Source organism: Pseudomonas sp. LBUM1644 (assembly GCF_059716195.1).
This window is the reverse complement of the sequence record NZ_CP166812.1, coordinates 1,921,968-1,941,003: the sequence shown is the minus strand read 5'-3', so window position 1 is coordinate 1,941,003 and position 19,036 is coordinate 1,921,968. Positions and strand designations below refer to the sequence as shown.

The 19,036-nt window shown below is 61.7% G+C and carries 20 protein-coding genes; 13 read left to right on the top strand and 7 right to left on the bottom strand.

What is annotated here, in order from left to right; all coding sequences use genetic code 11:
• Window positions 1-55: 55 nt before the first annotated feature.
• The gene (locus ACA052_RS08810) at window positions 56-721 is read right to left on the bottom strand and encodes a methionine ABC transporter permease (RefSeq protein WP_497649309.1); all 666 of its coding nucleotides are present in this window, start codon (window positions 719-721) and stop codon (window positions 56-58) included.
• Window positions 722-723: 2 nt separating this feature from the next.
• Complete coding sequence (locus ACA052_RS08805) at window positions 724-1,938, bottom strand: SfnB family sulfur acquisition oxidoreductase (RefSeq protein ID WP_497649308.1); 1,215 nt, start codon at window positions 1,936-1,938, stop codon at window positions 724-726.
• 313 nt (window positions 1,939-2,251) lie between these two features.
• Between ACA052_RS08805 and ACA052_RS08800 the strand changes: the two genes are divergently transcribed.
• The 10 genes from ACA052_RS08800 (at window position 2,252) to ACA052_RS08755 (ending at window position 10,614) form a co-directional block, all read left to right on the top strand.
• The gene (locus tag ACA052_RS08800; protein WP_497649307.1) at window positions 2,252-2,710 is read left to right on the top strand and encodes a VOC family protein; all 459 of its coding nucleotides are present in this window, start codon (window positions 2,252-2,254) and stop codon (window positions 2,708-2,710) included.
• Between the two features lie 242 nt (window positions 2,711-2,952).
• Window positions 2,953-3,828: an alpha/beta fold hydrolase gene (locus ACA052_RS08795; protein ID WP_497649306.1), complete on the top strand. Its 876-nt coding sequence runs from the start codon at window positions 2,953-2,955 to the stop codon at window positions 3,826-3,828.
• Window positions 3,829-4,335: 507 nt separating this feature from the next.
• A complete protein-coding gene (locus tag ACA052_RS08790) occupies window positions 4,336-5,538 on the top strand; it encodes a PepSY-associated TM helix domain-containing protein (RefSeq protein ID WP_497649305.1) in 1,203 nt (400 codons plus the stop codon).
• Window positions 5,535-6,077, top strand: a complete 543-nt coding sequence (locus ACA052_RS08785) for a PA2404 family protein (protein ID WP_497649304.1) — start codon at window positions 5,535-5,537, stop codon at window positions 6,075-6,077. Before ACA052_RS08790 ends, ACA052_RS08785 begins: the two co-directional genes overlap by 4 nt.
• Window positions 6,074-6,397: a hypothetical protein gene (locus ACA052_RS08780; protein ID WP_497649303.1), complete on the top strand. Its 324-nt coding sequence runs from the start codon at window positions 6,074-6,076 to the stop codon at window positions 6,395-6,397. The genes ACA052_RS08785 and ACA052_RS08780 overlap by 4 nt, the downstream gene beginning before the upstream one ends.
• Window positions 6,394-6,966 carry a DUF6162 family protein gene (locus tag ACA052_RS08775; RefSeq protein ID WP_497649302.1) on the top strand — a complete coding sequence of 191 codons (573 nt, stop codon included), beginning with the start codon at window positions 6,394-6,396 and terminating at the stop codon, window positions 6,964-6,966. Before ACA052_RS08780 ends, ACA052_RS08775 begins: the two co-directional genes overlap by 4 nt.
• Before the next feature lie 35 nt (window positions 6,967-7,001).
• Window positions 7,002-7,928 (top strand): metal ABC transporter substrate-binding protein, encoded by a 927-nt coding sequence (locus ACA052_RS08770; RefSeq protein WP_497649301.1) that lies wholly within the window; start codon window positions 7,002-7,004, stop codon window positions 7,926-7,928.
• Window positions 7,925-8,803, top strand: a complete 879-nt coding sequence (locus tag ACA052_RS08765; protein WP_497649300.1) for a metal ABC transporter ATP-binding protein — start codon at window positions 7,925-7,927, stop codon at window positions 8,801-8,803. Before ACA052_RS08770 ends, ACA052_RS08765 begins: the two co-directional genes overlap by 4 nt.
• Complete coding sequence (locus tag ACA052_RS08760) at window positions 8,803-9,702, top strand: metal ABC transporter permease (protein ID WP_497649299.1); 900 nt, start codon at window positions 8,803-8,805, stop codon at window positions 9,700-9,702. The genes ACA052_RS08765 and ACA052_RS08760 overlap by 1 nt, the downstream gene beginning before the upstream one ends.
• On the top strand, window positions 9,703-10,614 hold the full coding sequence (locus tag ACA052_RS08755; RefSeq protein ID WP_497649298.1) for a metal ABC transporter substrate-binding protein: 912 nt from the start codon (window positions 9,703-9,705) through the stop codon (window positions 10,612-10,614).
• A 159-nt stretch (window positions 10,615-10,773) separates the two neighbouring features.
• Here the strand turns inward: ACA052_RS08755 and ACA052_RS08750 are convergent, their stop codons facing one another.
• The 5 genes from ACA052_RS08750 to ACA052_RS08730 all read right to left on the bottom strand — a co-directional run bounded on the left by ACA052_RS08750 (window position 10,774) and on the right by ACA052_RS08730 (window position 15,295).
• The gene (locus ACA052_RS08750; protein WP_262162804.1) at window positions 10,774-11,001 is read right to left on the bottom strand and encodes an MbtH family protein; all 228 of its coding nucleotides are present in this window, start codon (window positions 10,999-11,001) and stop codon (window positions 10,774-10,776) included.
• An 81-nt stretch (window positions 11,002-11,082) separates the two neighbouring features.
• Window positions 11,083-12,495, bottom strand: coding sequence for an aspartate aminotransferase family protein (locus ACA052_RS08745; RefSeq protein WP_497649297.1), 1,413 nt, complete (start codon window positions 12,493-12,495; stop codon window positions 11,083-11,085).
• A gap of 77 nt (window positions 12,496-12,572) precedes the next feature.
• Window positions 12,573-13,058, bottom strand: coding sequence for a GNAT family N-acetyltransferase (locus tag ACA052_RS08740; RefSeq protein WP_497649296.1), 486 nt, complete (start codon window positions 13,056-13,058; stop codon window positions 12,573-12,575).
• A 231-nt stretch (window positions 13,059-13,289) separates the two neighbouring features.
• Entirely contained in the window at window positions 13,290-14,615 is a 1,326-nt protein-coding gene (locus ACA052_RS08735; RefSeq protein WP_497649295.1) for an ATP-binding protein, read from the bottom strand.
• On the bottom strand, window positions 14,612-15,295 hold the full coding sequence (locus tag ACA052_RS08730) for a response regulator (protein WP_497649294.1): 684 nt from the start codon (window positions 15,293-15,295) through the stop codon (window positions 14,612-14,614). Before ACA052_RS08730 ends, ACA052_RS08735 begins: the two co-directional genes overlap by 4 nt.
• A gap of 154 nt (window positions 15,296-15,449) precedes the next feature.
• On the opposite strand from ACA052_RS08730, the gene dsbD reads away from it, so the two are divergent.
• From dsbD to dsbG, 3 genes are read left to right on the top strand one after another with little or no spacing between them, the layout of a single operon-like run.
• The gene (dsbD, locus tag ACA052_RS08725) at window positions 15,450-17,186 is read left to right on the top strand and encodes a protein-disulfide reductase DsbD (protein ID WP_497649293.1); all 1,737 of its coding nucleotides are present in this window, start codon (window positions 15,450-15,452) and stop codon (window positions 17,184-17,186) included.
• A complete protein-coding gene (locus ACA052_RS08720) occupies window positions 17,186-18,052 on the top strand; it encodes a prolipoprotein diacylglyceryl transferase family protein (RefSeq protein WP_497649292.1) in 867 nt (288 codons plus the stop codon). Before dsbD ends, ACA052_RS08720 begins: the two co-directional genes overlap by 1 nt.
• Complete coding sequence (gene dsbG, locus ACA052_RS08715) at window positions 18,028-18,798, top strand: thiol:disulfide interchange protein DsbG (RefSeq protein WP_497649291.1); 771 nt, start codon at window positions 18,028-18,030, stop codon at window positions 18,796-18,798. The genes ACA052_RS08720 and dsbG overlap by 25 nt, the downstream gene beginning before the upstream one ends.
• Window positions 18,799-19,036: the final 238 nt, after the last annotated feature.

The following is a 19,036-nucleotide window of genomic DNA, read 5'->3' as shown; positions in this document are numbered from 1 at the left end:
TGGACGTGGGGCCGGAGTGCTTTTTTTTGTATAAAAGTGGATCGAAATCGAATGCTTATCGTCGGCTATAGCGCGCCACCAGTCGGTCGCCGGTCATTTGCAGGGTCTGCACCAGGATCAGCAACAGCACGACGGTGACCACCATCACGTCCGTCTGAAACCGCTGATAGCCGTAGCGGATCGCCAGGTCACCCAGGCCTCCGCCACCGATCACTCCGGCCATCGCCGTGTAGTCCACCAGCACAATCGCGGTGACCGTGACCGCCGCCAGCAACCCGCCTCGTGCCTCGGGCAACAAGGTGTGGCGGATGATCTGCCAGGTGGTGCCACCCATGGCCTGGGTCGCTTCCACCACCCCGCGATCGACTTCGCGCAATGCGGTTTCCACCAGTCGCGCGAAGAATGGCGTGCAGCCGACCACCAGCGGCGGAATCGTCCCCGGTACGCCGAGCGAGGTGCCGACCAGCAAGGTGGTCAGGGGAATCAGCACGATCAGCAAAATGATGAACGGCAGCGAACGCAGCATATTCACGATCACCGACAACACGCGGTAAACGCCGACCGCTTCGTGCAACTGGCGCTTGCCGGTGAGGAACAACACCACGCCCAGCGGCAAGCCCAGCAGCACGGTAAACCCGAGGGCGGCGCCGAGCATGCTCAACGTGTCGAGGCAGGCCTGGGCGATGTCGGCCCAATAAATGTTTTTCAGCAGCTCGGCCATGATCAGGACCAGTCGTGGCGCGGCGGTTTGATGCCGTTAAGTAACCAGTTGCCCACCACATGGTACTTCCAGCGCACCGGATCATGCAGGGTGTGGACCCGGGCATTGCGCCAGTGGCGGTCGAAATTGTGCTTCTTCAGCGTCGAGCGGGTGCCGCCCAGTTCAAAGAGTTTGTTGCTGGCCTCGATGGCGATTTCCGTGGTCAGCACTTTGGCCTTGGCCACCGCCAGAGACGCTCGGGCGACGTTGTCTTCGTCGGGTGCCGGACGCGCCGCATCCAGCGCTCGACCGGCGCGCTCGAGCAAGGCTTCGGCCGCTTCGAGACGAATCTCCAGGCCGCCGACCTGAATGATGGTCAACGGGTCTTCGCTGGCCTTTTCCACACCCGCGTCGATCCACGGCCGGGCAAATTGCTGGACGAAGGCGATGGTGTCGCGCAGGGCGGCACGGGCGATGCCGGCATCGATGGCGGCGGTGGTCAATTGCGCGAAGGGGCCGGCCAGGGTCGGGCTTTCATACGAGCGATAGGTCGGAAACAGGTTGAACGCCGAGACGTGCAGGTCCTCGGCGAGCACGGTGCCGCTGGAGGTGGTGCGCTGACCGATGCTGTCCCAGTCGTCGACGATCACCAGTCCCGGGGTTCCGCGCTCGACGAACGCCAATTGGCCCTTCTGCTCTTCATCCAGCGCCAGCACCGCCAGCCAATGAGCGTACAGCGAACCGGTGCAATAACCCTTGCGGCCATTGATCACATGGCCGTCGCCATAACGGCGAATGGTCGCCTGAATGTCCTGCACGTTTTTCCCGCCGGTTTCCGACAGGGCATTGGCAAACCGGTGGCCTTGCAGCGCCAACGCGAAGAAATGCGCTTGCTGCTCCGACGTGCCTTGCAGGCGAATGTCTTCCAGCAGGCAATAGTGATTTTGCGGGATCTGCCCCAAGGACGGATCGGCCGCCGAGATGATGGCGATGACCTGAGCCAACACCGCATACGACACCTGCGCGCCGCCGAATTCCCTGGGCACGCTGATGCCCCACAAACCGCTGTCGGAATACAGGTCGACGATTTCGGCGGGCACTTGGCGGGTGCGGTCGCGTTCGGCGTCCTGCTCCAGCAAGACGGCGGCCACGCGTTCGGCAACCTGCAGGGCTTCGGCTTCATCGGCGATCCGATGGGCGGCCGGAGGATTGATCGGATAAACGGCAGATTCAGGCATGCAAGATTCTCGGTACAGGTCAATACCGAGGGTATTGCAGCTTCTGTGCCTGACAGCCAAGGCCAATGCTTTCGGGCAGTTGCGGGGTATTTTCAAGACATGGAGAGCTGCAAGCCGAACAATCTGTTGCTTCACTGTTGATGGCTGAACAGTGGCGTTGATATGCCGCGAACTTGTAGGAGCTGCCGAAGGCTGCGATCTTTTGATCTTGATCTTCTGTTGGCCCTACCGACGCCAAGGTCAAAAGATCGCAGCCTTCGGCAGCTCCTACTATATTTGTTCGCTCGGAATAACAACAAAAGGGAGATCCGTCATGAGCGTCAAACCCATTCCAGAGGGTTATCACAGCATCACCCCGTATCTGGGCATTCAGAAAGCTGCCGAAGCGATCGAGTTCTATAAAAAAGCCTTTGGCGCCATCGAAGTCATGCGCCTGTCCATGCCCGACGGCGGCATCGGCCACGCCGAACTGCGTATCGGCGACTGCCCGATCATGCTCGGCACGCCGTGTGATCAGGGACCGTTGAGCAACCCGGACACCTCACCGTCCGTGGGCCTGCATCTGTATGTCACCGATGTCGACAAATCCTATAAACAGGCGATTGACGCCGGCGGCAAGGTGGTGTCCGAGGTCAAGGATCAGTTTTATGGCGACCGGTCGGGGACGTTGAAAGATCCGTATGGGCATTTGTGGTTCCTGGCTACGCGTAAAGAGGATTTGACCCAGGCGCAGATTGAGCAGCGGGCGAAGGAGATGTTTAGCCAGGGTTGAATTTTTGTAGTGAATGTTCGGGCCCCTTCGCGAGCAAGCCCGCTCCCACAGTGGATCAGTGTCGAACACCTATATTGTGTCTGTAGCCGATTCCTGTGGGAGCGGGCTTGCTCGCGAAGGGGCCCGGCCAGGCGCCACATCGCTCCTTGAACACACTTCATGAACAAACGCACCACGCTTCGCGCCTTGCCCTAACCGCGCAACACTTTCAGGATGCAGGCAACCACAACAAGGAGCCCCCCATGTTTGCCGGATTCCTGAAAGATCAGCGCCACGTCAACGGCGTGGACATTGCCTACCGCATCGGCGGTAGCGGGCCGGGCCTGCTGTTGCTGCACGGTCACCCGCAGACCCACGTCATCTGGCACAAGGTCGCCGAACAACTGGCCGAGCATTTCACCGTGATCGCCGCCGACCTGCGCGGTTACGGCGACAGCGGCAAACCGCTGGCTGACGAACACCACACCCACTATTCCAAACGCGAAATGGCCAAGGACAGCGTCGAGTTGATGCAGGCCCTCGGCTTCGAGCGGTTTTCGGTGCTGGCCCACGACCGTGGCGCCCGCGTTGCCCATCGCCTGGCGCTGGATCATCCGGAGGTCGTGCAGCGCCTGGTGCTGCTCGACATCGCGCCCACCCTGTCGATGTACGCCCAAACCAATGAAGCCTTTGCCCGCGCCTATTGGCACTGGTTCTTCCTTATTCGCCCGGCGCCGCTGCCGGAAACCCTGATCGAAGCCGACCCCGAATCCTATCTGCGCAGCGTGATGGGCAGTCGCAGCGCCGGGCTCAAACCGTTCACGCCCGAAGCCTTTGCCGAATACCTGCGCTGCCTGAGCCTGCCGGGCACCGCGCGCGGTATCTGCGAGGACTACCGCGCCAGCGCCAGCATCGATCTGGAGCAAGACCGCGCCGATATCGCCGCTGGCCATCATCTGGACCTGCCATTGCTGGTGCTGTGGGGCGCCGAAGGGACGGTCGGACGTTGCTTCGAGCCGCTCAAGGAATGGCAACTCGTGGCCACCGATGTTCGGGGCAAAGCGCTGCCTGCCGGTCATTACATTGCTGAAGAAGTCCCTGAGTTGCTGCTCGCCGAGGTGTTGGACTTCCTGCGCTGACCTAGAAGGTTCGCTGGCACCTGACGTGAACGCAACCCCCTTGTCGGAGTGAGCTTGTGGTGAGGGGATTCATCTGTGGCGAGGGGATTTATCCCCGTTGGGGCGCGAAGCGGCCCTGACCCTGTGACTAGGGTGTTTCAGGTAAACGGCGTTCCCCGGGTTTGCGACTGCTTCGCAGCCGAACGGGGATAAATCCCCTCACCACAGATAAATCCCCTAACCACAGATAATCTCCTCACCACAAATAAATCCCTTCACTACAGATAAATCCCCTCACCACAGATAAATCCCCTAACCACAGATAAATCTCCTCACCACAAGCCCGCTTGCCTGCTTGCTGGAACGCGAAACATTTTCTTTCATATCCCGGTTCGGGATTTCGCCCCCTCATTCGTCTTATAGAGATGCAGTCAGGCCGCGTAGGCAAAAGCCACGGCCGACTTTTATGGACCTGCGCGCGATGAAACCCACAGCAAAGGCCCTCTCATCGATACAAGACCTTTAATCATGTCGAAGAAATCCCGTTCCAAACTCTGGTTTCTGGTCCATAGCTGGCTGGCATTGCCGATCTGGTTTTTTGTCCTGATCGTCTGTGTCACCGGCACTTTGGCGGTGGTCAGTCAGGAAATCGTCTGGCTGGCCAACCCGCAAATGCGCGCCACCCAGCCTTCGGACGATGCGCCGCTGCTCAGCTATGACCAGATCGTCGCCGCCATCAAGAAAGCCGAGCCGAACACCCTGGTCGAAGAAATCAATCGGCCCGATGAGTCGCACTTCGCCCTCGACGTCAACGTCAGCTATCCCGATGGCCGCTCGGTGACGGTGTACGTCAATCCGTACAGCGGCGTGATTCAGGGCACGGCCCCACCATTCAACTTCAAGGCCTTCACTCGCGCACTGCACGGTTGGTGGCTGGTGCCGTTCACCAACGGTTACAGCTGGGGCTGGTACCTGGTGTCGTTCCTCAGCCTGCCGTTGTTGGCGTCTTTGGTGACCGGGCTGGTGGTCTACAAGAAATTCTGGAAAGGTTTCTTCCGACCGACCTTGCGCATTCGTCATGGCGCACGGATTTTCTGGGGCGACTTTCATCGGCTCAGCGGCCTCTGGTCGATCTGGTTTATCGCGGTGATTTCCATCACCAGCACCTGGTTCCTGATTCAGGCGTTCCTGTTCGATAACCAGATTTCAATCTCCACCGCCCCGGTGGCCGCAGTGGTCCCGCGTGAAAGCGTGCCGCTGACCGCCGACGGTGCGCGGGCACCGATGATCAGCCTGGAAACAGCCATCCGTGAAGCCAAGGAACGCATACCCGGCCTGGAGGAAAGCTTTGTCAGCCTGCCGGCCAACGCCTACAGCTACCTGTCGGTCGGCGGGCGCAGCTGGTATCCGCTGATGTACCAGACTGCCGACATCAATCCGTACACCGGTGAAATCGCCGCGACACGCCTGCTGTCCGACCGCTCGGGGCTGGAGTTTGTGACCGAGTCCATGCGTCCGCTGCACACCGGTGATTTCGGTGGCATCTGGATCAAACTGATCTGGTTCTTCTTCGGCTTGATCCTGAGCATGATGGTCCTCAGCGGCCTGCTGATCTGGACCAAGCGCACTGCCCTCGCCACGGCCAACGCCCTCAAACGCAGCAACAAGCGTCCGCGCACGGCCGATGCCACTCAGGCCTCGAGCCGCGAAACCACGGAGGTCAGCCAATGAGCCTGTTCGCCGCCGACAAGCCGTCCTCGGCATTGAGCCGCTTCTGGCACAAATGGCGCTTCCATATCAACGTCCTGTTGTTGCTGGTGCCGCTGGGATTCATGCCCAAGTATTTCGCCGATGCCGCGCTGTTTCGCGGTGACACCGGCCTGGGCGAACGGGAAATCGGCGAAGTTCAGGTTGGGCCGTGGAGCCTGCGCCTGGCCGAGTTGCGCAACGAAGAACCGCGGCTCGATGGCCCAGCCGGTCACATGAAAAATTTCAACGCGGCGCTTTGCGACAGCTGTCGCGACCAGGTCAAGGCCACTTACCTGCGTATCGGCAAACCGCGCAGCCTGCGCGCCGCCGGGGTGATTTTCTTCGGTACGCCGTACCGCATGGGCGCGATGTTGCCGATCCCGGACAAAACCAAGGCCGACGCTGAACTGTGGATCACCATGGAAGGCTGGGACGGCGCCATGCATCAAGCGTCCATTCCGCTGAGCCAGGCATCCCCGGCCACCGTCGCGTGGCTCAACAAACAAGGAGGCAAACCATGAATTTTCGTCCTCTGAACGCCGCACTGCTGGTGCTGTGCAGCGGTTTCAGCGCCAGTGCCCTGGCCCACAATCCGATGTGCGAGTGCAAAGCCATTGATGCCGAGCAGATCCAGTGCACCGGCGGTTTTTCCGACGGCAGCGGCGCGCCGGGCGTGACCCTGGACGTGATCGGCTACGACGAAACCATCCTGGTGCCGGGCAAACTCGGTGCCGATTCGACGTTGACCTTCAAAAAGCCCGGTGCCGAGTTCTACGTGCTGTTCGACGCCGGTCCCGGCCACGTGGTCGAGATCGACCAAGCGGACATCGAAGCCCCATGAGTAAGCCTACTACGCACGTCGTCCGCCCGGCCGGTGCCGGCCATGAAACCCTGTATGTATTGCTGTTGTGCCTGATGATCCTCGCGGTCGCCGGCTCGGTGGTCGCCTGGCGCCACGAGTCCCAGGAAACCAGCAGCGTCAACAGCCATCAACTGGATGCCCGCCGCGACCTCAGCGCTTCCGAGCAAGGCATCTACGCCGACCTGCGGGTGACGCTGGACGAGATTCACCTGCTGCGCCAGGAACAGCACACCCTGCCAACCCCTGAAGCCCTCGCTGATGAAGGTTTTGCGCCGTTCGCCCGGGACGCCAGTTCCGTCAGCCGTGGCGGTCATGCCTGGCAGTTGCTCGACGCCAAGGCTTACTTCGGCCAGAGCCAGGTGCCCGCCGTGGCCGGTTCGTTTCTGATGCGCCTGAGCGCTGACGACGATGCGCCGGACGTCTGGCTCAACCGTGCCGCCGACCTCAAAGCCCCGGCCGACCTGACTGACGCCACGCTCGAAAGCGCTGGCTGGCAGCAGATCGTCGCGCAATTCGATGCCGGCGTGACCCGCCAGCACCGGCACTGAACCCTCGCCTTCACCCGAGAGAAGACCGCTTTCCCATGCCAATTTCATCTCAACGCTCATTCCTGCGCCTGCTGCTGGTCGGCCTGCTCGCCTGCCTGCTGACGCCACTGGCCAACGCCGACGAGGCCAAGCGCCTGCGCATCGGCATCACCCTGCACCCTTATTACAGCTACGTGGCCAACATCGTCGGCGACAAGGCCGAGGTGGTGCCGCTGATCCCGGCCGGTTTCAACCCGCATGCCTACGAGCCCCGTGCCGAAGATATCAAGCGCATCAGCGGGCTGGACGTGATCGTGCTCAACGGCGTCGGGCATGACGACTTCGCCGACCGCATGATCGCCGCCAGCGAAACCCCGAACATCCCCGTGATCGAAGCCAACGAAAACGTGCCGCTGCTGGCCGCCACCGGTGTCGCCGCGCGCGGTGCCGGCAAGGTGGTGAATCCGCACACGTTCCTGTCGATCAGCGCCTCCATCGCCCAGGTCAACAACATCGCCCGCGAACTGGGCAAGCTCGACCCGGCCAACGCCAAGACCTACACCCAGAACGCCCGCGCCTACGGCAAGCGCTTGCGGCAGATGCGTGCTGATGCGTTGGCGAAACTGACCCAGGCGCCGAATGCCGAACTGCGGGTGGCCACTGTTCACGCGGCATACGACTACCTGTTGCGTGAATTCGGCCTGGAAGTGACGGCCGTGGTCGAACCGGCGCATGGCATCGAACCCAGCCCGAGCCAGCTGAAGAAGACCATCGATCAACTGCGGGAACTGGACGTGAAGGTAATCTTCTCAGAGATGGATTTCCCGTCCACCTACGTCGACACCATCCAGCGTGAGTCCGGGGTGAAGCTGTACCCGCTGTCGCACATTTCCTACGGCGAATACACCGCCGACAAATACGAAAAAGAAATGACCGGCAACCTCAACACCGTGGTGCGGGCGATTCAGGAGTCCGGCTCATGACCGCGAAAGAAATCATAAATGCACAACCTCCCATCCCGACCCACCCCGAATCCAATGTGGGAGCGGCGGTGCGACGATTCGACTTGCTCGCGAAGGCGTCCAGTCAGCCAACATCATCGCTAAATGACGCACCGCATTCGCGAGCAAGCCCGCTCCCACAGGGTTCCGGGCCGACGCTGGATTTTGCGGAGGTCAGCCTGACGCTGGGCCGCACGGCGATCCTCGACAAGGTCACCTTCCAGGTCCAGCCCGGCAGCGTGCATGCGCTGGTCGGCCCGAACGGGGGCGGCAAGAGTTCGTTGATCAAGACCTTGCTCGGGCAGATGCCGCATCAGGGGCGCTTGAGCCTGCAATGGCCGGGCACTCCCGGAACCATCGGCTATGTGCCGCAAGCCCTGGAATTCGACCGAGGCCTGCCGATGACGGTCGACGATTTCATGGCGGCCATGTGTCAACGGCGTCCGGCGTTCCTTGGACTGAGCAAGCATTACGCCGCCGCCATTGGCGAGGCGCTGGAACGGGTCGGCATGCAGGATAAACGCAAACGGCGCATGGGCGCGCTGTCCGGTGGGGAACGCCAGCGCGTGTTGCTCGCCCAAGGGCTGATCCCGGCACCGCAGTTGCTGGTGCTCGACGAACCGATGTCGGCCCTTGATGAAGCCGGCATTCAGGTGTTCGAACGGCTGCTCGGCGACTGGCGCCAAAGCGGCATCACCGTGCTGTGGATCGAGCACGATCTGGCAGCCGTCGCGCGCCTGGCGGATCGGGTCACCGGGCTCAATCGCCGCGTGCTGTTCGATGCCACGCCGAAACAGGCCCTGACCCCGGAGCGCTTGCTGACCCTATTTTCAACCCATCCACGGAGCGCTGCCTGATGAGTTTTGAAGCCTTTCGCTTGATGGTTCAGGGCTGGGCGTCTTCGGGTTACCTGCCTGAGGCGTTGGCCTATGGATTTGTCGTCAACGCACTGATCGCCGGTCTGTTGATCGGCCCGGTGTTGGGGGGGCTGGGCACGCTGGTGGTGGTCAAGCGCTTTGCGTTTTTCTCCGAAGCGGTGGGTCACGCGGCATTGACCGGTGTGGCCATCGGCATTCTGCTCGGCGAACCTTACACCGGCCCTTATGGCAGCCTGTTCGGTTACTGCCTGCTGTTCGGGATTTTGCTGAACTACCTGCGCAATCGCACGGGGCTGGCGCCGGATACGTTGATCGGCGTGTTTCTGTCGGTGTCGCTGGCGCTGGGCGCGAGCCTGCTGCTGATTCTGGCGGGCAAGATCAACGTGCACATTCTGGAAAACGTGCTGTTCGGTTCGGTATTGACGGTGAATGGCAATGACCTGCTGGTGTTGGCCATCGTCGGTTCGCTGGTGATGGCGCTGGCCTTGCCGCTGTACAACCGCATCATGCTGGCCAGCTTCAACCCGCAACTGGCGGCGGTGCGTGGGGTTGCGGTGAAGACCCTGGATTACCTGTTCGTGATTCTGGTGACGCTGATCACCGTGGCAGCGGTGAAAGTCATCGGCGCGATTCTGGTCGGTGCGCTGTTGGTGATTCCGGCAGCGGCGGCGCGGTTGCTCAGCCAGTCGCTGAAGGGCTTCTTCTGGTGCTCGGTGTTGATCGCCACGGTCAGCACGTTGTGCGGAATTCTTGCGCCGATTGTGTTCGACCTGCCTATCCCGTCCGGCGCCGCGATCATTCTGGTGGCCGGTATCGCCTTCGCCCTGGCCGCCATTGCGCGCGGTGTCGTCCCCAGCCTGAAAGGGAACCTTGGATAAATGTCATTTTCTCTGCGTCAACCGACCCTGGCCGTGGCCCTGTGTGGGCTGTTGAATCCTTCCTTTGCTGCCGACAGCGCCAGGCCGTTGCATGTGCTGGCGTCCTTGCCAATCACCTACGGCCTGGGCGAAGTGTTGCTCAAAGGCACGAACGTCAACCTTGAACGTGCGGCGCCAGCGAACCTGCCCGGCAGCCGTCAGACCGCTTATTTCACCGGGCGCGGTGCCCCGGCACTGGCCAAACTGGCGACCGACGCCGATGCGGTGATCGGCCTGCGTTCGCTGTGGGCGGACGATCCGCTGTACCCGATTTCCCGTCGCAGCAATATCCGCATCGTCGAAGTCGATGCTGCGCGTCCAGTGGACGGCGCCCTGCCCGGCATCGCCGTGCAACCCGGCAACAAGGTTGAGGGGTTGAACAGTCAGCCGTGGCTGTCCAGCAACAACATGGGACGGATGGCGGATGTGATGGCGGCGGACCTTGTGCGTCTGGCACCGGCAGCCAAACCGACAATCGAAGCCAACCTGGCGGCGCTCAAGCAGCGTTTGCTCAAGTTCAGCGCCGACAGCGAAGCGCGGTTGGCCAGCGCCGATAACCTGAGTGTGATGAGCCTCAGCGATCACTTCGGTTACCTGATCGGCGGGCTCAATCTGGAGCTGATCGGCACTGATGCGCGACCGGATGCCGAGTGGACACCCGAAGCGCTGAAGGAATTGGCCTCAACGCTCAAGGACAATAACGTGGCGGTGGTGCTGCACCATCGGCAGCCTTCCGACGCGGTGAAAGCGGTGATCGCCGAGGCCGGGAGTCGGTTGGTGGTGTTGAGCGTGGATGCGGCGGATCCGGTGGCCGAGCTGGAAGGGAATGTGGATTGGGTGATCATGGGGTTGAGTGGCGGGCCTTCGGCCTAGGATCAAAAGATCGCAGCCTTCGGCAGCTCCTACAGTGACCGTATACAACCGTGGTGTCCCCATCCCTGTAGGAGCTGCCGCAGGCTGCGATCTTTTAATGTGTCACACAAAAAACCCGCTGACCTTATCGGTTCAGCGGGCTTTTTGTTGGGCGATGACTCAGCGAGCCACAGCCGCCTGCTCTTCCATCTTCTTGCGCAAACTCAGCGGACGCATATCGGTCCAGGTTTCTTCGATGTAGGCCAGGCATTCCTTCTTCAGGCCGCTTTTGCCCACGGTACGCCAGCCTTCAGGCACGGCTTTGTAGTCGGGCCAGATCGAGTATTGCTCTTCGTGGTTGACCACGACCTGAAAGAGGATGTCCTCGCGGTCGAATACTGACGTCATGGTGTCTCTCCATCGCTGTAGGGTGGGCTGCACGCCGTGCGCAGCCGGTATGTAGAAGGAACGTTCGGAGTGCCGAAAAATTTAGAGATTGGCGGTAGCGGCGGCCATGGCCCGGCCGAAAATCTCGGCCACCTGGTCGATTTCTGCGGCGGTGATCACCAGCGGCGGCAGGAAGCGCACGACGCCGCCATGACGGCCGCCCAGTTCGAGAATCAGCCCACGCTTGAGGCATTCCCGCTGCACCAGCGGCGCCAGACGACCGAAGATTGGCGGATGCCCTTGCGCATCCGGCGCGCCGTTCGGGTCGACCAGTTCCACGCCAAGCATCAGGCCACGGCCGCGAATATCGCCGAGTTGCGGAAAGTCTCGCTGCAGGATGTGCAGGTGTTCGCTCAAGCGTTCGCCCATGGCGGTGGCGTGTTCGCAGACCTTGTGTTCGGTCAGGTAACGCATCACCGCGGAGCCTGCGGCCATCGCCATCTGGTTACCGCGGAAGGTTCCGGCATGCGCGCCCGGCAGCCAGGTGTCGAGCCAGTCGCGATACACCACCACCGCCAGCGGCAGGCTGCCGCCGATGGCCTTGGACATCACCACCACGTCCGGAATGATCCCGGCGTGCTCGAAGGCGAACATCTTGCCGGTGCGGGCGAAACCGCTCTGGATTTCATCGACGATCAGCGCCACACCGGCCTTTTCGGTGATGCGCCGCAAGCCGCGCAACCACTCGAGATCGGCCGGGATCACCCCGCCCTCGCCCTGAACGACTTCCACGATCACGGCGGCCGGCAATTGCACGCCGGCCTCGGGGTCGCTCAACAGATTGTCGAGATAATTGAGGTTGACCTGCACGCCCTGAGCCCCACCGAGGCCAAACGGGCAGCGGTAATCGTAGGGGTAGGGCATGAACTGCACACCGCTGCCGAGCAAGGCGGCCAACGGTTTTTTCGGCCCCAGGCTGCCCATCAGGCTCAGCGCGCCCTGGCTCATGCCGTGATAACCGCCCTGGAACGACAGCACGGTGCTGCGCCCGGTGGCGGTGCGCACCAGTTTCAACGCGGCTTCCACGGCGTCGGTGCCGGTCGGGCCGCAGAACTGGATCTTCGCTTCAGCGGCCAAAGCCCGCGGCAGCAGGCCGAACAGGTCCTGGACGAACTGATCCTTGACCGGAGTGGTCAGGTCGAGGGTGTGCAGCGGCAGTTCATCGGTCAGCACTTGCTGGATCGCTTCGATCACCACCGGATGGTTATGCCCCAACGCCAGCGTGCCAGCACCCGCCAGGCAGTCGATGAAACGGCGGCCTTCGACGTCTTCGACATAAATACCCTTGGCACGTTTGAGCGCCAGGGGAATGCGTCGCGGGTAGCTGCGGGCATTGGATTCCTGCTGGTTTTGCCGCGCCAGCAATGGTGACTCGTTGAATTGATAAAGCGTTTCGGCCGGCGCCGGCGTGATCCGGGCCGACTGATCTTCCATAAGGCTGGTAGCGACTGACATCTCTCGACCCCTCAAAAAGGTTTTCCTGTTCTGGAAACGCATCAGGGCGCCGAGGATTTAGACCCTCGATCAGCTTTCTATGCAGGGGGCGACAGACCTTTGTGCATGGGAATGGCATGGAGCCCGGCGACGGTGAAGGTTTCGGCGCAGGGCTGGTAACCCAGATGCCGGTAAAACGCTTCGCTGGTCCGGGTGCTGTTGAGTCGAGCCAGATGCAGCCCCTGGCCTCTCATCCAGCCTTCGAGGTCCCGCACCAGCGCTTGGCCGGCACCGCGACGGAACCATTCCGGCTGGACATAACAGAACGCGACCTTGCCGCTGATCGCCGCCATCGCGACGCCGACCGGCTTGTCCTGCAACAGGGCGATGTTCAGGTAGAGCCGCTGGTCGGTGAGCCAGGCGTTTATGTGTTCGACGGTTTTGGTGTGGGTCCAGGCCGCGACGAGTTTCGCATCGTTGCGGTGGTCGAGCGCGCACCCGATGCGGATGGAACGCTCGACAATCCGGCTGATAATGCCGGCATCGGCAGGGGTTGCGGGGTTGATGTGAATCGATGCTTCCATGGCGCTGTTACCTCAATCCATTGAGAAAAAGCTGCCGGGGACAATAGCGCTGTGGAAGGTCAGGTGGCTAATGGAGAGAAGTTACATTTGATGTACCCGCAAAACACTGTATTTGATGAACCCGCAAAACACTGTAGGAGCTGCCGAAGGCTGCGATCTTTTGATCTTTTTTTTGAAGATCAAGATCAAAAGATCGCAGCCTGCGGCAGCTCCTACAGGGGGGTTGTGGTGTCAGACGGGTTGCAGGGGCATGGTCAGTTCGACCCGCAAGCCGTCGGGCCGACTGTCAAAGCGCAGGGTGCAGCCGCAGCGCTGGACGATCGCCTGGACAATCGCCAGCCCCAGGCCGCAGCCGGTGCTCTGGCCGTTGCGCCAGAAGCGTTGGGTCAGGTGTTGCAAGTCGTCTTTGGCGATACCCGGGCCATGGTCGCGTACCACAAACTGCACGCGATCGGCGGTGGTTTCCAGGCTCAGTTCCACCGGACCGTCGTTCGGGGTATGGCGCAACGCGTTGTCCAGCAGGTTGCGCAAGGCGGCAATCGACAGCACGGCGGGCATTTGCACCGGCGCATGGGAGATCTTCGGCGGCACGTTGAACTTGATGCGCTGCCGATCGCCACTGGCCGCATCCTGAATCGCCAGTTTCGCCACCTGCTCGGCGCTGCATTGCACGCCGTCGTCAAACGACAAACTGCCCTCGACCCGCGCCAGCAACAGCAATTGTTCAAGGGTTCGGTGCAGGCGGTCGGCGCCCTCTTCGGCCCGCGCCAGAGACTGATCCCGGGCCGCGCCCTCGGTCATGCGCGCCACTTGCAGGTGGGTCTTGATCGCCGTCAGCGGGCTGCGCAATTCGTGGGCCGCGTCGCCGGTCAGCCGGCGTTCACGTTCAATGGTCTTGCCGATGCGCTGGAACAGCTGGTTCTGGGTATCGAGCAACGGTTGCAATTCACTGGGCAGCGGCTGAATCTGCAACGGCTCCAGCGAATCGGCGCTGCGGCGCATCAAGGCATCGCGCATGCGATTGAGCGGCGCCAGCCCTTGTCCGATCCCGAGCCAGAGCAGGCACAGGCAACCGAGCAACGCCACGCCCACCGGCACCGAAGCCGCCAGCAGGATCGACATGTTCAGCGCTTCACGCTCGATCTGCCGGTCTGCCGTGGTAATGCGCAGATCGCCACGAGCCAAGGTGAAACTGCGCCACGGCGCGCCGTCGATCATCTGATCGTGGAAGCCCATTTTCTCGGCTTCCAGGGTTTGCTGGGGATCGGTGTGGCTGCGGGCGAGAATTTCGCCGCGCAACGAACTGACCTGACAGGCCATGCCCCCGGGAATGTTCAATTGCTCCGCGCTGAAATGGGTGCCCTCGCCCTTGGTCGGCAGCGCCGGCAGTTGTTCCATTAGCCCGGCGACCATGCGCGCCGAGGCGACCAGGCGCTGGTCGAGGGAAAACATCATCTGATTGCGCAGGTCGCTGAGCATCCAGGCCGCGGCCAGGGCCCAGATCAGCGCAAAGGCGGCGCCGAGTGTCAGGCTCAGGCGCAAACGAAGGCTCATCACTTCGATTGATCTCCGCCACCATCCGCCGGCCCGAGGCGATAGCCCAGGCCGCGCACGGTCTCGACAATGCCGTTGCCGAGTTTGCGTCGCAGGTGATGGATATGGACGTTGAGGGCGTTGCTTTCCAGTTCGTCGTTGAAACCGTAGACGCTGTCCTTCAACTGCTCGGTGGACAGCACTCGGCCACGGTTATGCAATAAGGCTTGCAACAGCGACTGTTCGCGACGGGACAAGTCTACCGGCTGACCGCCGAGCAGGGTTTCGCGGCTGCTGGGGTCATACGTCAGGGCGCCGTGCTCGATCAGATTGACGCTGCGCCCCGCCACTCGTCGCAACAACGTGTGCAGACGGGCGGCGAGTTCGCGCAGGTCGAATGGCTTGAGCAAGTAATCGTCGGCCCCCGCTTGCAGGCCGTCGACGCGATCGGTGACCGAATCCCGGGCGGTGAGGATCAGCACCGGGATTTCCAGGCCGCTGTGACGCAACTGCTGCAACAACTTCAGTCCGTCTTCGTCCGGCAGACCGAGGTCGAGGACCATGACGTCGAATTCGGCGACCTTAAGCATTGCCCGAGCGGCCGAGGCGGTGGCAACGTGCTCGACCGTCAGGCCCTGAGCCGTCAGGCCGGCAACAATGCCGCTGGCGATCAGCTCGTCGTCTTCGCAAACCAGTACGTGCATGGTAAGACCTGTTGAAAAAAGGTGATTAGGCCGGTGGCCGATTAAGCGGACATTATGCCGCAAGCACCCTGGCTACAAGGCCATCGCGGTTAATCATCGGTTAATCGCCGCCACCCATTGTGCACCTCACTTGCACAGGGACAAGGCTTACCCAATGCGTCGACTGTTTCTCTTTTTTGTTCTTTTGATCTCGACTGTGGCCCAGGCTGGGACCAATCCGTTCGAGACCAAGCCCGACTTTCTGCCCGTCGGCAAAGCGTTCATCTTCACCTCCGAACGCCTTGAGTCCGGTGAAACCCAGCTGTATTGGCAGATCGCCGACGGTTATTACCTGTATCAGCAACGCCTGAAATTCGACGGCTTACCGGTGGAGCACAAACCCGCACTGCCGGAAGGCGAAGCGCATAGCGATGAGTTTTTCGGCGAACAACAGGTGTATCGCCAAGGGCTGGAGCTGAAGATTCCCGCAGGCGCCACCGGCCAGATCAAGGTCGGCTTCCAGGGCTGCGCCGATGCCGGCTTGTGTTACCCGCCGCAAACCCAGGTCGTGGATCTGGGTGGCAGCGCTGCAACGTCTGCGACCGATCAAGCACCGGATCAAGCCTTGGCCAGCGGCCTGCAACAACGGGCATTGGGCTGGAGCTTGCTGGTGTTCTTCGGCCTGGGACTACTGCTGGCCTTCACCCCTTGCACATTGCCGATGCTGCCGATTCTGGCCGGTTTGATCGTCGGCAGTGGCGCCACGCCGAAACGAGGTTTCGCCCTCGCCACCAGTTATGTGATCAGCATGGCGCTGGTGTATGCGGCGATGGGCGTTCTGGCGGCAATGCTTGGGGCGAACCTGCAAGCGCTGTTGCAAAACCCTTGGCTGCTAGGCAGTTTCGCGGCGGTGTTTGTATTGCTGGCGCTGCCGATGTTCGGCTTCTTTGAGCTGCAACTGCCGGTGGCCGTGCGCGATCGGCTGGAAAACGTGTCGCGCAACCAACGCGGCGGCAGCCTGATCGGCGCCGGTGTACTGGGCGCGGTGTCCGGGCTGCTGGTCGGCCCGTGCATGACCGCCCCGCTCGCCGGGGCCTTGCTGTACATCGCGCAAAGCGGCAATGCGCTGCACGGCGGGTTGATTCTGTTTGCCATGGGCATCGGCATCGGTGTGCCGCTGCTGTTGCTGGTGACCGTCGGCAATCGCTTCCTGCCCAAACCCGGCGCATGGATGAACCTGCTCAAAGGTGTGTTCGGTTTCCTGTTCCTCGCGACCGCGCTGCTGATGCTGCGCCCGGTGCTCGATGAGTCGTTGTGGGTTGGCCTGTGCGGCGCGTTGCTGTTGATCGCCGCCTACAGCGCCTGGAAACAGTCCGAAGGCTACGGTCGCGTCGCTCATCTGTTCGGTGCCAGCTCATTGCTGCTCGGTGTGTGGGGCAGCCTGCTGGTGATCGGTGCCGCGGGCGGTAGCGATGATCTGTTCAAACCGCTGCGGGTCTACAGCGCTGCCAATGCGAGCACTGCCGCCCGCCCGGTCGGCCACGACGCCTTCACCACGATCAACGACCCGGCCGCACTGCAACGGCAACTGGACGCGGCAAAGGCGCAAGGCCAGTGGGTGCTGCTGGATTACTACGCCGACTGGTGCGTGTCGTGCAAGGTCATGGAAAAACAGGTGTTTGGCAAAGCCAAGGTGCTCGACGCCTTGAGCGATGTGCGCTTGCTACGGCTGGACGTCACCGCCGACAATGCCGCCAGCCGCGAACTGCTCGGCCGCTATAAAGTGCCGGGGCCACCGAGTTTTCTGTGGATCGGTGCCGACGGCGAAGAGCGTCGCAGCCAGCGCATCACCGGCGAGGTCGATGCCGACACTTTCCTGCAACGCTGGACCACCACCCGAGACGCTCGTTAATGCTGACTTTTACCCTCGGCACGTTTGCCATCGCGCTTAACCACCTGCTGCTGATCAGTGCGCTCGCGCTGGCGACGTTTGTCGGCTGGCGAGTGGCCAAGCGCGGTGGCGAGAATCCCGAGTCGGTGCTGTTCACCTTGTTCCTGATCGGCCTGCTGGCGGCCCGGATCAGTTTCGTGGCGCTGTACTGGGCGCATTATCGCAATGATCCGTGGCAGATCATCGACCTGCGCGACGGTGGTTTCCTGGCGCTGCCCGGGGTGATCGTGCTGTTGCTTGCCACCCTGTATCGGGGCTGGCGGCGACCGGGTTTGCGCCGTCCGCTGGGCTTCGGCGTGGCCAGCGGCCTGGCCTTCTGGCTGCTCGCGACGTTCTCCCTGACGATTTACGAACAAGGCACGCGCCTGCCGGACATTGCCCTGCGCAATGCCGCCGGGGACACCGTGCAACTGGCCGACTACCAGGGCGGTCCGTTGGTCATCAACCTGTGGGCCACCTGGTGCCCGCCGTGTCGCCGGGAAATGCCGGTGCTGGAAAACGCCCAGCAACACCGCCCAGACCTGACCTTCCTGTTCGTCAATCAGGCTGAAAGCATGCAAAGCGTCAGCACCTTTCTGGAAACCCAGGGCTTGAGCCTGTCCAACGTGCTGTTCGATGGCAGCGGCCGACTGGGCCAGGCCGTCGGTTCCATGGCATTGCCGACTACGCTGTTCTATAGCCCCGACGGTCGTCTGCTGGGCAGCCACCTGGGCGAGCTGTCGGAAGCCAGCCTGGCCCGCGCCCTGGAAAATTTCGACACCCCGAATCCTGCCACACCTTCCACTTCTTCAAGGAAACTGCCATGCCCCGCCTCCGCCACCTGCTGACGCTGACCCTCGGCGCCGCCCTGCTGCATTTGCCGGCGGTACAGGCTGCCGAAGAATTGCCCGAAGCGATCAAGAAGATCGAAGCCAAGGGCGCGAAAATCGTCGGCCAGTTCGATGCCCCCGATGGCTTGCGCGGTTACGCGGCGCAATACCAGAACCGCGGGATGGCGCTGTACCTGACGCCGGACGGCAAGCATGTGCTGCTGGGCAATTTGTATGACGAAGCAGGCAACGACCTGAGCAGCGCGCCGTTGCAAAAACTGGTGTACGCGCCGATGTCGAAAGAAGTCTGGGGCAAGATGGAATCGAGTAGCTGGATCGGTGACGGCAAAAAAGATGCGCCGCGCGTCGTGTACCTGTTCAGCGATCCGAACTGCCCTTACTGCAATATGTTCTGGGAACAGGCACGGCCGTGGGTCAAGGCCGGCAAGGTGCAACTGCGGCACATCATGGTCGGGATCATTCGTGAAGACAGCCCCGGCAAGTCCGCCGCGCTGCTGGCCGCCAAGGACCCGAGCAAAGCGCTGGAAGACCACGAAAAATCCGGCAAGGAGAGTTCGCTCAAGGCGCTGAAAGAAGTACCACCCGCGATCCAGGCGAAACTGGCGGCGAACATGCAGTTGATGGAAGAGCTGGAGTTGTCCGCGACTCCGGCGATTTTCTACATGGACGACAAGGGCGAACTGCAACAGCAGCAAGGTGCGCCTTCGCCGGACAAGTTGCTGAAGATTCTTGGGCCTAAGTGATTCAAGATCAAAAGATCGCAGGCTTCGCCAGCTCCTACAGGGGTTCGGTGTCATCCTGTAGGAGCTGCCGCAGGCTGCGATCTTTTGATCTTTAAAATGTTACAACAGCCGGTGACGCCCCATATAAACTTACCCACCAAAATTATAAAACCGTTAATAAAACGCAACAAACCCTTCGCAAAAAACAATTAAAACTTCAGATAAAAACAAATAACCTATCGACCACCAGGAACAACAC

Coding starts and splice junctions, on each gene's coding strand:
- ACA052_RS08765 (WP_497649300.1), top strand. CDS start 7,925: ATGACCGCGAAAGAAATCATAAATGCACAACCTCCCATCCCGACCCAC.
- ACA052_RS08760 (WP_497649299.1), top strand. CDS start 8,803: ATGAGTTTTGAAGCCTTTCGCTTGATGGTTCAGGGCTGGGCGTCTTCG.
- ACA052_RS08780 (WP_497649303.1), top strand. CDS start 6,074: ATGAATTTTCGTCCTCTGAACGCCGCACTGCTGGTGCTGTGCAGCGGT.
- ACA052_RS08775 (WP_497649302.1), top strand. CDS start 6,394: ATGAGTAAGCCTACTACGCACGTCGTCCGCCCGGCCGGTGCCGGCCAT.
- ACA052_RS08790 (WP_497649305.1), top strand. CDS start 4,336: ATGTCGAAGAAATCCCGTTCCAAACTCTGGTTTCTGGTCCATAGCTGG.
- ACA052_RS08750 (WP_262162804.1), bottom strand. CDS start 11,001: ATGACGTCAGTATTCGACCGCGAGGACATCCTCTTTCAGGTCGTGGTC.
- ACA052_RS08755 (WP_497649298.1), top strand. CDS start 9,703: ATGTCATTTTCTCTGCGTCAACCGACCCTGGCCGTGGCCCTGTGTGGG.
- ACA052_RS08805 (WP_497649308.1), bottom strand. CDS start 1,938: ATGCCTGAATCTGCCGTTTATCCGATCAATCCTCCGGCCGCCCATCGG.
- ACA052_RS08810 (WP_497649309.1), bottom strand. CDS start 721: ATGGCCGAGCTGCTGAAAAACATTTATTGGGCCGACATCGCCCAGGCC.
- ACA052_RS08785 (WP_497649304.1), top strand. CDS start 5,535: ATGAGCCTGTTCGCCGCCGACAAGCCGTCCTCGGCATTGAGCCGCTTC.
- ACA052_RS08795 (WP_497649306.1), top strand. CDS start 2,953: ATGTTTGCCGGATTCCTGAAAGATCAGCGCCACGTCAACGGCGTGGAC.
- ACA052_RS08800 (WP_497649307.1), top strand. CDS start 2,252: ATGAGCGTCAAACCCATTCCAGAGGGTTATCACAGCATCACCCCGTAT.
- dsbD (WP_497649293.1), top strand. CDS start 15,450: ATGCGTCGACTGTTTCTCTTTTTTGTTCTTTTGATCTCGACTGTGGCC.
- ACA052_RS08770 (WP_497649301.1), top strand. CDS start 7,002: ATGCCAATTTCATCTCAACGCTCATTCCTGCGCCTGCTGCTGGTCGGC.
- dsbG (WP_497649291.1), top strand. CDS start 18,028: ATGCCCCGCCTCCGCCACCTGCTGACGCTGACCCTCGGCGCCGCCCTG.
- ACA052_RS08740 (WP_497649296.1), bottom strand. CDS start 13,058: ATGGAAGCATCGATTCACATCAACCCCGCAACCCCTGCCGATGCCGGC.
- ACA052_RS08745 (WP_497649297.1), bottom strand. CDS start 12,495: ATGTCAGTCGCTACCAGCCTTATGGAAGATCAGTCGGCCCGGATCACG.
- ACA052_RS08720 (WP_497649292.1), top strand. CDS start 17,186: ATGCTGACTTTTACCCTCGGCACGTTTGCCATCGCGCTTAACCACCTG.
- ACA052_RS08730 (WP_497649294.1), bottom strand. CDS start 15,295: ATGCACGTACTGGTTTGCGAAGACGACGAGCTGATCGCCAGCGGCATT.